Origin of the sequence: Thomasclavelia sp. (genome assembly GCF_047249845.1) — a bacterium.
Lineage (GTDB): Bacteria > Bacillota_I > Bacilli_A > Erysipelotrichales > Coprobacillaceae > Thomasclavelia.
On the sequence record NZ_JBKTWO010000030.1, the window covers coordinates 20,848 to 33,352 of the forward strand.

Genomic DNA, 12,505 nt, shown 5'->3' on the forward strand with positions numbered 1-12,505 from the left:
TTATTCTCCTATTTACATTCCTCTGATAATTTTTGATGTTTTTCTAATAAATCTACTGTTAATTTATTATCAAAAACTTTTGGATAAGCTGATTTGTTAACTACATCACTTAATTCTCCCTCATATAGTGGATTGGGATAAGTTTTCAATAATTCTTTACGTCCCTTTTCAATGATACATTTTGCCATTTCCATAGCAAGTTTTTGATGCTCATTATTATCTTTATTAACTATAGCTACGGATTCAGTTAAGCTAAAATTTCCTTCAATTGGATCAATATAATCTATTGGTAAGCCATCTTCTTTATCACGTACTGCTTGATGACGTAGCCCAAACCCTATTGCAACTTCACCAGCGCGGACTTTCTTAATTGGTCCCGAACCTGAATCTTCAATATGGGCACCCGCATTTTTATAAATACCTTTTAATACATCTTTGGCACCATCTTCACCGTATTCACTAACTAAAGCTTGAATTAATAACCAGGCAGTTGAAGATGAAGATATATCAGTAACCGAAATCATATCTTTATATTCTGGCTTTGCCAAATCTTTTAAACAAGTTGGTGTAGCTAGATTATTTGCCTTCAATTCTTCTGCATTAACAATAATTGCACCTTCTTGACTAGTAATTGGAGTATAATAACTTGAATATTGTTCTAGTGATTTTGTTTCAAAATCTAAATTAACAAACATATTTTTTTTATCTTGAGCACTGTCTAAATAAAAAGAACTCATTGTCACTAAATCTGCTTCAATATCTTTACCTTCTGCTAATAATTTTCCCCCTAATTCTGATGTTCCAAATGTTTGAAATAAATATTTTCCTTCATATCCATTATTATCTAAAGTTTTTTTCATTGCTTCAACTGCCTCATCATCAGCATTAGAATAAATAACTACCTGATCATTTGTTGAGGTACATCCTGATAATGTCAATGCTCCACATAACATTGCACTAGCTAATAATCCTTTAAAAATTTTTCTTTTCATTTTTGCTTTTCCTTCCTTTTACTTAAATAACTAAACATTCCTTTAGCTAATATATTGATTAATAAAATTAAAATTGATAAAACAAAGATTTCATTAAATTTAGCAAAATGCTGTAACTCTTTAATCTTAGTAGTTATTACCATTGTTCTTGCTCCCGCAATAAATATTACTGCACTAACAGTTACCATAGCATTAATAAAATAATAGCTAAACACTTCTAATATTGAAGATAGTACATTTGGAGTAATAACCCTAATAACTGTTTTAAACCAGCTATCTCCCATCAACTTTGCAGTTATCTCAAATGAACTGTTTAATTTATTAAGCGAATTCTTCATCATTAGATATGGTGATGAAAAAAAGTGAATAATATTACATATAATAATAATCATAAAAGTATTTTGAATCGAGGTTCCAGAAAAAATCAGTAAATATGCTATCCCTAATACCATTCCAGGAATGGTATTAGTTACTAAAGCAGCACTTTCGATTATTTTCTTTAAGTACTTATTTAGTGTACTTCGAGCAGTTATTAGTGCAGCACCATAAACTAATACAGTTCCAAAAAAAGCTGTGGAAATTGCAACGAATAATGAATTCTTTATTACCCCTAATAATGACGCATCTTTAAAAACATTTATAACATTATTAAGTGTGAAACTAATTCGGTAAGGCCATTCACCAACAAATGGGACAATTATAATTACTGCAAAAATAGCTATAATAATTACATTAATAAATACACTAAAACTCCCCCAACAGATATCACGTAAACGATTCTTTTTAAACTCTATAGTTGAAATTTTATTATAGCTAATATTATAGCGCTCTAAATAATTAAGTAGAGCAATACTAATAATTGAAGGAATTAACATTGTCATAGCTACAACAGCTCCACCTGCAAAATTAGGAATACTTCCCAACATTTTATTGTAAAGAACACTAGCAACAACTGTATATTTTCCTCCAACTGATGCAGGTATCCCAAAATCTGTAAAACTTAAGAAAAATGCCTGAATAAACGCTGCTGCTAATGTTCCTAATAATGGTCTAATTAAAGTAATAAAAAGTGTATTTATATTTTTATCTCCCATTAATTTTGATACTGTAATATATTTTTTATCAATATATTCCATTGCATTATTAATTAACATAAATGCAATTGGCAAAGTATAAATAACATAACCTAGAAGCAAACCATTAAATCCATATATTTCAAATAATTGAAATCCAAATAGCTTTGTCCATAGCCCTTGTTTACCAAATGAATAAATAATTGCAAAACCATAAGTTATAGTTGGCAACAGCATAGGTAACATTGTTATATTCTTAATTAATTTTTTTATATTTTTGAATATATTAGTATAATTAATTGAATAAGCAATAATAAATGCTAAAAATGTAGTAATTATTGCACTAGTACCTGAAACTATAAAACTATTCATTAAACTTTGGCTAAAACCAGTAGTTTTAAATGTTGTTATATAATTAGATAATGACAAACCATCATTATTATAAAAAGATTGAATTAGTAATGACCCTAATGGAAGTACTAAAAATAAAGTCAAAATAACTGTTATTATTATACAAATAACTTTAATTTCAATATTTTTTTTCATTACTATGATACCTGATCAAATAATGTCATTATATTTTCTCTTTTTATTTCTAATTGATTTAAAATAAACTGTTGAACAAAATTACAACTAGGTTGCATTATAATCTCTTCTGGTTTACCAAATTGTGCGACTTTACCTTCATTAATAATTAATACTTGATTTGATAATGTTAAAGCTTCTTCAGGATCATGAGTAACAATGATAGTTGTAAGATTATACTCCTTAGCTATCATTTTAATTCTTTCCTTTATTGACTCCTTGATTACCCCATCTAAAGCGCTTAATGGTTCATCCAATAATAATATTCTAGGTTTCATTACTAATGTTCTAGCTAATGCAACACGTTGTTTTTGTCCTCCTGATAATTGATCAATTTTTTTATTTAGATGTTTTTCTAACCCTAATAAATTAATCAACTCTTCCACTTCTTCTTTAGTGGAAATATCTGGTTTATTTTTTAATCCATATGTAATATTTTGATAAGCATTTAAATTTGGAAATAACGCATAATCTTGAAATACAATATTAAATCCTCTTTTTTCCATTGGGACATGAGTTAGATCTTCATTATTAAAAATTATTTTGCCATCATCAACTTCACTAATTCCTAAAATGAGATTTAATAATGTAGTCTTGCCACTACCTGAAGGACCTAAAATTGAAATAATTTGCCCAGTTGGAATTTCAAGACTTAACTCATTTAAAATATTTATTCCATCAAATGATTTACTGATTTGCTCTAGTTTTAACATTCATTTTCCTCCTCGAACAATTGCATTATAACTGTCTAAATCATATTAAATCTATTCTATTTGCTTAAATTCTTTGTAAAGAAATTGTAAAAAAAAAGAGATTTAAATGTAGAAAAGCTACACTTCAATCTCATTTTTTTGAAAGCCATGATGTTTTATTAACTTGCTATAAAGATCCAACTTATTAGTATAATATTCATAATCACTCATAATTATTCCCATATATATCATATCTACTAATGCAATTTGAGTTGCTCTTGAAAAGATTGCATCTCCATACAAGAATTGGTCATTACTTGTTGAAAGAACAACATTACCATATTTAGTTAACATGGTATTTTCAAAATTAACTATAGCAATTGTTTTAGCACCATTTTCTTTAGCAATCTTTAATACTTCGACTGTATTTTTAGAATTACCTGAATATGATATTCCAATTGCTAAATCCTGATCTTTTAAATTACTTGCATCAATACTTTGTAAATAATAGTCACTATGAAAAGTAACATTTTTTCCCAAATATATTAATTTAGTCATTAAATCATTTGCAACACACATAGAATTTTCAACAGCATAAATTGAAATATTATTAGTCTGATTTATTAAATCAATTGTTTTTAAATAATTATCTATAGAAATAGATTTTAATGAATCTTCCATCATTTTAGTAATTGTAGCAATTATTTTACTAGGTAACTCCCTAATATCATCATCTTTATTTATTGAAAAACCATATAATAAATCTACACTTTTTGTATTTGATCTAACTAATTCATATTTAAACTGTTTAAAACTATTAAAACCTATCGCTTTTACAAACCGCATAATTGTTGGTTGAGAAACACCTGCTGATTTTGCAATAGATATCATTGACATTTCCTCATATGAATCCAAATAATTCAAAATATAATCAGCTACTTTCTTTTCTGATGGTCTTAAAATATTATAAATTGTTTTAATTCTAAAATTCACTCTACTTAACATAATTTTTATTAATGTAGTATTTCTACATTTTTCTCCTTTATCATTACAAATATTATATAATTGCTTAATAGTTATATCTATCGTTATAAGCCTTTAAATATTAATAATATGTAATTTTTATGTAAAGATAATTAAACTGTTAATTATATTCATAATATTTAACATAGTAGCATTATTATATAGGCTCTTATTATGAACATCCATAAAAATGTAACATATTTTAAATAGGGGGAAAAGTATGTATAATTATTTTCAAATAGATATGCAAGATGATTGCTATCAAAAAAATAAAGTAGAAACTCTTGATTTTGGTCCAACTCCTTTTGTAATAGATATTCATAAAGCTACTTTAAATAACAATAATTTTAGGACTGCACTTTGGACAGGTAAGAATATACAGTTAACTCTTATGAATATTCCTACAGGAACAGATATAGGACTAGAGATGCATCCTAATATCGATCAATTTATTAAAATTGAAAGTGGAGTAGGATTAGTTAAAATGGGTGATGAAAAAGAAAAACTTTTAAAACAACAAATTATTTTTAATAATAGTGCTATTTTTATTCCAAAAGGAACATGGCATAATATTATTAATATTGGTAATGAACCATTAAAATTATTCTCAATATATTCTCCTGTTCAACATTCTTGGGGGACTGTTCATCAAACTAAAGAAGCTGCTGAATCAATGGAAAATCACTAGTTATTTAAAAAGTAACTATTATAATTTAGAATAATGAAATAAATGACTTCTTTTTACTTTGTCAATAAATATTTTTACTATTAATTATATACCTGTACTAAAAAAGCCATGAATTTAAAATTCATGACTTTTTTATTTTTAAATTCCAAATAATAAATCTATATAAGTTGGAATTGGCCAATATTCAGCAGCTACAGATTCTTCAATCGTATCAACCGTTTCCCTTAATTGTTGCATCATTCCAAAAACTTCATCACGCCAAACAACAGCCTGGTTATAGATATCTGTATCTAGTGTTTGGGCAACAGTAATATTATTATCCAATGCTACCATTTGTTCTTTCATCTTCTTAACAAGCTCAGCTAATATTTTTAAATCATCTGTTAAGAAGTCAACATCCAACCCTGCTTCTTTATTTGTTATAACTTCTGCTGAAAGTTTTGCTAAATATTCACATACAGCAGGGTATATTTGTGTCTTCGCCATTTTTAAGGCTGTTAAGCCCTCAACTTGAATTGTCTTTATATAACTTTCTAATAGAATTTCATAACGTGAAGCTAACTCTACTTTACTATATACACCCAAACGATCTAACATTTCAATATTCTTCTTATCTTTTAAACACGTTAATGCATCAACTGTATTTTTATTATTTAAAAGACCTCGCTTAGCTGCTTCCTCTTCCCATTCTGCAGAATAACCATCCCCATTAAAAATAATACGTTTATGATTACTAATAAATGACTTAACTACATCATCAAATGATTTGCCTGTTTCTAATTCAGCAGCCATCTCTTCCATAGCATTAGCTAAGATCGTATTTAAAATAGTATTAGGACCAGCTACAGACTGACTAGAACCGACTGCACGAAACTCAAACTTATTCCCAGTAAATGCAAAAGGAGAAGTACGATTACGATCTGTATTATCTTTTGAGAAAGTTGGTACTACTGAAACTCCTGTAGCAAAACGGGTTGCATCTGCTTTGTTTGTTTTCTTTCCTTCACAAATTTCTTCTATCAAAGCTTCTAATTCTTCCCCCAAAAACATTGAGATAATAGCAGGGGGAGCTTCATTAGCACCTAAACGGTGATCATTACCAGCACTAGCAATACTCATACGTAATAAATCAGCATACTCATCAACTGCCTTGATCGTACAAGCAAGTGCCGCAATAAAAGGTTTGTTTTCTGCAGGATTAGAACCTGGATTAAATAAATTTATTCCTGTATTTGTAATAACAGACCAGTTATCATGTTTACCAGAACCATTTACACCCGCAAAAGGTTTTTCATGTAATAAACAACGTAACCCATGTTTTTTAGCAATATCTTGCATAAGCTGCATCAATAAATGATTATTATCAGTTGTAATATTAACTTTAGAGTATACACTAGCTACTTCGTGTTGTGCTGGGGCAACTTCATTATGTTTAGTTTTTGAAGGAATACCATATCTCCATAATTCATGATCTAAATCTTTCATAAAAGCCGCAACTTTACGTTTAAGACTTCCAAAATAATGGTCATCTAATTCCTGTCCTTTTGGTGCCATTGCTCCAAATAGAGTACGACCAGTTAATTTTAAATCCATTCTTTGTTGATAGTACTCATCCAATACTAAGAAATACTCTTGTTCAGCACCAACTGAAGCAGTAACTTTTGTCACACCTTCAATTCCTAGCATTGGCAATAATCTGCATGCCGCTTTTGATAGAGCATCACTTGATCTTAACAATGGTGTTTTCTTATCTAATGCTTCTCCTGTATAAGAACAAAATAACGTTGGAATATATAAACTCCCATCTTTAACAAATGCTGGTGATGTACAATCCCATGCAGTATATCCTCTTGCTTCAAATGTAGCTCTTAATCCTCCAGAAGGAAAAGAAGAAGCATCTGGTTCACCCTTTCTTAATGTTTTCCCACTAAACTCCAATACTGCTTTTGAACCATCCGGTTCAAGAAACGCATCATGTTTTTCAGCCGTTAATCCTGTCATTGGCATAAACCAGTGTGTAAAATGAGTAGCACCATTTTCTACAGCCCATATTTTCATTGCATTAGCAATAACCGTTGCACATTCTTTAGATAACTCCTCTCCTTTATCTAAAGAGGCATGGAAAGCTTTATATATAGATTTAGGAATTCGTTCTTTCATTACATCATCACTAAATGCTAAGCATCCATAATCTTCTAATAACTTATTCATTTCCATTCTAAGTTCCCCCTTGTTAGTTTATTAACAACACATAATCATACATAAATATATGTTTATATGCCGTTATTATACAGTTACTTTTTTTTGGTGTCAATAATTAATATGATATTTTTTTATCATTTTGTTATAATTTTATTAAAATGATAATTTTTTACAATAATATATCTCATTTTTATATCAAATATTATAAATAGTTTTTATTATATTTTACATTGTTAATGTAACTGTTTTAAGTTGAAAATTCTTATAATGAAATCTTGTAAATGAATACTCAAATATAACACCACTACTTAAATAAGCAGTTTGCTCTACTTGAAAATATGGTTCTGTAGACTTTAATCCCAAATACTCTTGCTCTAAAGAAGATGAAAGATGTCCAGTTACAGTTTTATGTGTACTTTGTATTTTTAATTTCAATGTTTCTTCTATATACTGATGAATAGACCTTTTTATATTTTCCATTTTTAAATCAGGTATAATTGACATTGGTATATAAATTATTTCAATAGAGTAAGGTTTATTATCAAACTTTTGAAATCTAACTATATGATATACAAATGTCCCTTCTTCAATTTGTAAATTCTTAGAAATTATATTATCACTTGAGATCACTTCAAATACTAATATCTCACTTTCAATTTCTTTATACTTCTGACTTAATCTTCCAGTAAAAATATTTGAGCTCTCCATAGAAGGGTTATAATCCTTTACAAATGTTCCTGAGCCTCTTCTTCTAATTATTAATCCCTCTTTTACTAAAATATCTAAGGCCTTTTTCATTGTTTCTTTATTACAATGGTAAGATGCACATAGTGCATATTCATATGGAAGTTTTTGACCATATATATATTCTTGTTGTATTATTTTATTTCTAATATCATCAGCAATATCAATATATTTAACCATGGTATTTTCTCCTATATATTTCCTACTAAAAAATACCATACTTTTATTAAAATTGCACGATTTTTTTAATATAAAAGACTACTATATTATTAAGTAGTCTCAAAAAATTATTTTATCTCAATTGATTTAACTATACTCCCATCAAGTTCTTTAATATAAAAAATATTATTTTCATAAATAGCATAGCTATTTTCACCTTCTTTAGGTAATGAAATTGATGAAGGATTTATTATATATATACCATCTTTTTCTTTAGCAACCTGCTTATGAATATGCCCATAAACAAAAACATCACCTTTATTTAAATTAGGAAGATTATTTTCATCAAATAAATGACCATGTGTTAAAAAGAAATGATGATTATCAATATCAATAGTAGCATAATCAGCTTTTATTGGAAATTCTAATACCATTTGGTCAACCTCAGCATCACAATTACCCCTTACAGCAATAACTTTATTCTTAATATCATTTAATAATTTTATCACCTTTTTAGGATCATAACCTTCTGGCAGATCATTACGTGGTCCATGATATAAAATATCACCTAAAATCACTAATTTATTTGCTCGTTCTATTTCAAAATTATCAAGAGATTTTTTTAAAAATTTAAATGAACCGTGAATATCAGATATAAACATTATTTTCATTTTAAACTAAATCCTCCTCTACTGGATAACGTACAATTGTCTTTAGGTGTTCAGCATCTACTCGTTCTGGTTTATTTAAGTAAATTTCATGATGTAACCCACTTAACTTTAAATTTGCAACTGTAATATATTCCATAATTTGTTTAGTCGAATTTATTTCTGTATTATATGGCCCTATGTGAAGCATTTGAATACATTCACCTTCTTCAAATTCTTTAAGATATACATCCAAAGCTAAATAATCATCTGTTCTTGCTAAAACCTCTGTTTTTATTTTTTCTAAGATCTTCTCAGTTATAACAGGTGGTTGTATCATCATTAAAGTATATTTAATCATCTTTTTTCTAGTTACATCAAAATGACTATTATCATATGTATCCCATACGCCTTCTAACTTTGAACCACTAAAAGATATATTTTCTTTTTGATAATATTCTTTTAAAGATTTATTTATAAGAAATAACAGTTTAGACTTATTTTTAAATTCAGGAACTGTTGGATTACCGATACCATCAATTGCAATATATTTTAATTTGGGTACCATTATATTACTTATTTTTTTAGTAGTTGCACGATATAATTGTGGGTATTCTTTTTTTATATCAAATTTAATCACTATATCATCTCCCGCTCTCACTATTATATTACTTTTTTAGAAAAATTCTACTATAAATATATATAACTTATTAAAACTAACAGCCTTATTACTATAAAAGCGCCACCCAAATAAATTATTGCTGGCGCTTATAATAACTATTTTTCTAAATAACCATCAAAAATATATCTTAATCCCTCTTTTGTAGCAACACCTTCATGTAACTTTATATTATTATCAAATAACGCTGGTACATAATAATAATCATAACGCTCTGCTAGCTCACCGTTTAGTTGTTCATCAATTAATTCTATTGATATATTTTCATAAATAGGATTTTCTTTCTTTAATTCATCTATCCAAGTAAGCGCTCTTTTGCAATGAGGGCAATTTTTTAAAATAAACATCTTTAACATTTTTCTATCCTCTTTTAATTGTTTTAATTACAACTGGAACATTTGGACAATCTTGTATATTTCTAGGAAGATTAGCAATTCTATCAACAACATCTAAACCATCAGTAATTTTACCAAAAGCTGCATATTGACCATCTAGATGTGGAGCATCCTCATGCATGATAAAAAATTGAGAAGAAGCTGAATCTGGGATCATTGTACGAGCCATAGATAAAACACCTCTTGTATGTAGTAAATTATTACTTATACCATTACTACTAAATTCACCTTTTATACTTTTTGTCTCATGTTGATTAAACTCTTTATCATAACCACCGCCCTGGATCATAAACCCTGGTATTACCCGATGAAAAATTAACCCTGCAAAAAAATCTTGATCAATTAAATTCAAAAAATTATCAACTGTAATTGGTGCAACTTCCGGATAAAGTTCACCTTTCATAATACTTCCATCTTCCATTTCTATAATTATTTTTACTGTTTCCATTATTATTCTCCTTTATCTACAATTCTTGCTTCAATAACTTCATTAGCAAGCTTTTTTTGTTTTCTTTTTTTATTAAGAATTAGACCTGCAATAATTAAAATTGCTAGTACTATTAACACCATGATAATCGAATTAACCAACTCAAACTGATATGCCGTAGCTACAATCAAACACAAATTAATGATTTCAAATGTCCCTGATAGTTTATGTTTTCCATTTACCATAAAATTTAGTGCTAAAGCAGTACAAACAAACATTGCAATAACTAATGCTACTTCCATTTTTTACCCCTCCTTATTTATGATAACTTTCATTTTTAATAATTTTAAATGCTCGATAAATTTGTTCAACTAAAATCAATCTCATTAATTGATGAGGAAACGTCATTTTAGAAAAACTCAATCTAAAATTCGCACGATCTATTATCTCCTGTCCATGGCCTAAAGATCCCCCAATAACAAAATCTATTGTACTTTTACCAGATATCATACAATCTTCCATTCGTTTTGACAACATTACCGAATCAATTTCCTTACCTGCTACATCTAATAAAATAACATAATCATCCTGTTTTATTTTGTCTAGAATCTTCCTACCCTCTTTAGACTTAATAATCATTTCATTTGCTAGTGAACAATTATCTGGGATACTCTCATCAGATACTTCATAAACTTCAGCCTTACAATATGCTTGTAACCTTTTTAAATATTCTGCAATTCCTGCTACTAAATACTTTTCTTTTAACTTACCAACACAAATAATTTTAATCTTCACGCTTTCCTCCACTAACAATATTGACTTGATTTGCAATTTTAATATTATTAAAAATAATATTATTTTCATTAAAGATATTTTTATATGTTTCTAACGCTTTTGACTCACTATTTGCTTCTTCACTTAAATGTGCTAATACAACTTCTTTAGTCTTATCACCAATTAAATCTACCATCAATCTAGCACTGTATACATTATCTAAATGTCCAGTATCCCCTTGAATTCTACGCTTTAAAAAATATGGTCGATTAGTTGCCATTAACATTTCTATATCATGATTACTTTCAATAATATAATAATCTAAATTAATTATGTATTTACGATTTTTTTGTGATACATACCCAGTATCTGTCATATACAATATACACTCTTCATCTCCTTTAATAACAAAGGCTAATGGACTAGTAGCATCATGAGAAATACTTAGTGGCATTATCTCAAAATGAGCAAGTTTAAATAATTTATATGGTTCGATTTCATGACTAGTATCAATCCCTTTAATACATCCTTTACCACAAAAACAAATATCCTGATTGAAAATACTGATATTTTTATTGTGGTCATAGTGGTCGTGGGTTAAAAGTACATAATTTATATCATGCTCTTCAAATCCTAAAGAATTTAATTTAAATAATAACTGCTTTCTAGTAATTCCACAATCAATTAAAATTCCAACCCCATTATCATATATGAATGTACTATTACCTTTAGAGCCACTAGCTAAAATATGAAATTCCATCTAATCATCCTCTCTTGTGAAAACATTATAACATAAATAAAAATCGTTGAAAGATTTTAATTACTTTTAAATAAAAAAAGGAGCACCAGCTCCTAAATTTACTACTATTTAAATCCGTATTTTTTATTGAATTTATCAACACGTCCATCAGCACTAGCAAATCTTTGTTTACCAGTATAAAATGGGTGGCAGTTTGAACAAGTATCTACACGTACTTCATCTAAAACTGAACCACTTTCAAATTCGTTTCCACATGAAGTACAAACGACTTTTACTTTTTTGTAATTTGGATGAATTCCTTTTTTCATATGTTTTTTCTCCTTCCGCCTTATAGTCTTAATTTCACTACAAAGTAAGTTACTATAGCATAATAACATTAAATTATCTCTATTTCAAGTATATAATTGAATAATATACAAATAAATTAATTATTACATCTATTATACAATTTAAATAAAACCTAGCAAATTAACTAGGTTTTATTTTAGTGCTTATTTAATCTTAAATTTTCTTTTTTTATTTCCATATAACCCTAGAGCAGCAATTGCTAGTCCTGCTAGTGGATACATCATATTTGTTGTATCTCCTGTCTTTGTTGCATTTACTGTACTGTCTCCTGGTTTTACAGGATTAACATCATTATCCACTGATGGATTAGCTTCTAA

16 protein-coding genes are annotated in these 12,505 nt (G+C 27.9%); 1 reads left to right on the plus strand and 15 read right to left on the minus strand.

The genetic code is table 11. The annotated features are described in order from the left end of the window. Positions 1–8: 8 nt before the first annotated feature. The 4 genes from ACLR9T_RS08815 to ACLR9T_RS08830 form a co-directional block, all read right to left on the minus strand. Complete coding sequence (locus ACLR9T_RS08815; RefSeq protein WP_413109175.1) at positions 9–992, minus strand: extracellular solute-binding protein; 984 nt, start codon at positions 990–992, stop codon at positions 9–11. Further along, entirely contained in the window at positions 989–2,611 is a 1,623-nt protein-coding gene (locus ACLR9T_RS08820) for an ABC transporter permease subunit (protein ID WP_413109176.1), read from the minus strand. Before ACLR9T_RS08820 ends, ACLR9T_RS08815 begins: the two co-directional genes overlap by 4 nt. Positions 2,612–2,613: 2 nt before the next feature. After that, positions 2,614–3,363, minus strand: coding sequence for an ABC transporter ATP-binding protein (locus ACLR9T_RS08825; RefSeq protein WP_413109177.1), 750 nt, complete (start codon positions 3,361–3,363; stop codon positions 2,614–2,616). A 117-nt stretch (positions 3,364–3,480) separates the two neighbouring features. Beyond that, on the minus strand, positions 3,481–4,347 hold the full coding sequence (locus ACLR9T_RS08830) for a MurR/RpiR family transcriptional regulator (protein ID WP_413109178.1): 867 nt from the start codon (positions 4,345–4,347) through the stop codon (positions 3,481–3,483). A 238-nt stretch (positions 4,348–4,585) separates the two neighbouring features. Here ACLR9T_RS08830 and ACLR9T_RS08835 point away from each other — a divergent pair, with 238 nt between their 5' ends. Then, entirely contained in the window at positions 4,586–5,053 is a 468-nt protein-coding gene (locus ACLR9T_RS08835; RefSeq protein ID WP_413109179.1) for a cupin domain-containing protein, read from the plus strand. A 138-nt stretch (positions 5,054–5,191) separates the two neighbouring features. Here the strand turns inward: ACLR9T_RS08835 and ACLR9T_RS08840 are convergent, their stop codons facing one another. The 11 genes from ACLR9T_RS08840 to ACLR9T_RS08890 all read right to left on the minus strand — a co-directional run bounded on the left by ACLR9T_RS08840 (position 5,192) and on the right by ACLR9T_RS08890 (position 12,487). Continuing rightward, entirely contained in the window at positions 5,192–7,270 is a 2,079-nt protein-coding gene (locus ACLR9T_RS08840; protein ID WP_413109180.1) for a glutamine synthetase III, read from the minus strand. 210 nt (positions 7,271–7,480) lie between these two features. Next, positions 7,481–8,179: a GntR family transcriptional regulator gene (locus ACLR9T_RS08845; RefSeq protein WP_413109181.1), complete on the minus strand. Its 699-nt coding sequence runs from the start codon at positions 8,177–8,179 to the stop codon at positions 7,481–7,483. 107 nt (positions 8,180–8,286) lie between these two features. After that, positions 8,287–8,829: a phosphodiesterase gene (yfcE, locus tag ACLR9T_RS08850; RefSeq protein WP_413109182.1), complete on the minus strand. Its 543-nt coding sequence runs from the start codon at positions 8,827–8,829 to the stop codon at positions 8,287–8,289. Position 8,830: 1 nt separating this feature from the next. Continuing rightward, complete coding sequence (locus ACLR9T_RS08855) at positions 8,831–9,445, minus strand: GyrI-like domain-containing protein (RefSeq protein WP_413109183.1); 615 nt, start codon at positions 9,443–9,445, stop codon at positions 8,831–8,833. 137 nt (positions 9,446–9,582) lie between these two features. Continuing rightward, positions 9,583–9,840 carry a glutaredoxin domain-containing protein gene (locus ACLR9T_RS08860; RefSeq protein ID WP_413109184.1) on the minus strand — a complete coding sequence of 86 codons (258 nt, stop codon included), beginning with the start codon at positions 9,838–9,840 and terminating at the stop codon, positions 9,583–9,585. A gap of 4 nt (positions 9,841–9,844) precedes the next feature. Beyond that, positions 9,845–10,327, minus strand: a complete 483-nt coding sequence (locus ACLR9T_RS08865) for a peptidylprolyl isomerase (protein ID WP_413109185.1) — start codon at positions 10,325–10,327, stop codon at positions 9,845–9,847. 2 nt (positions 10,328–10,329) lie between these two features. Beyond that, positions 10,330–10,608, minus strand: a complete 279-nt coding sequence (locus tag ACLR9T_RS08870) for a hypothetical protein (RefSeq protein ID WP_413109186.1) — start codon at positions 10,606–10,608, stop codon at positions 10,330–10,332. A 13-nt stretch (positions 10,609–10,621) separates the two neighbouring features. Continuing rightward, on the minus strand, positions 10,622–11,101 hold the full coding sequence (gene rlmH / locus ACLR9T_RS08875) for a 23S rRNA (pseudouridine(1915)-N(3))-methyltransferase RlmH (protein ID WP_413109187.1): 480 nt from the start codon (positions 11,099–11,101) through the stop codon (positions 10,622–10,624). Beyond that, complete coding sequence (locus tag ACLR9T_RS08880; protein WP_413109188.1) at positions 11,091–11,840, minus strand: MBL fold metallo-hydrolase; 750 nt, start codon at positions 11,838–11,840, stop codon at positions 11,091–11,093. The genes rlmH and ACLR9T_RS08880 overlap by 11 nt, the downstream gene beginning before the upstream one ends. Before the next feature lie 104 nt (positions 11,841–11,944). After that, entirely contained in the window at positions 11,945–12,148 is a 204-nt protein-coding gene (rpmE, locus tag ACLR9T_RS08885; RefSeq protein WP_024722144.1) for a 50S ribosomal protein L31, read from the minus strand. A 183-nt stretch (positions 12,149–12,331) separates the two neighbouring features. Beyond that, a complete protein-coding gene (locus ACLR9T_RS08890) occupies positions 12,332–12,487 on the minus strand; it encodes an LPXTG cell wall anchor domain-containing protein (RefSeq protein ID WP_413109189.1) in 156 nt (51 codons plus the stop codon). Between the last annotated feature and the right edge of the window lie 18 nt (positions 12,488–12,505).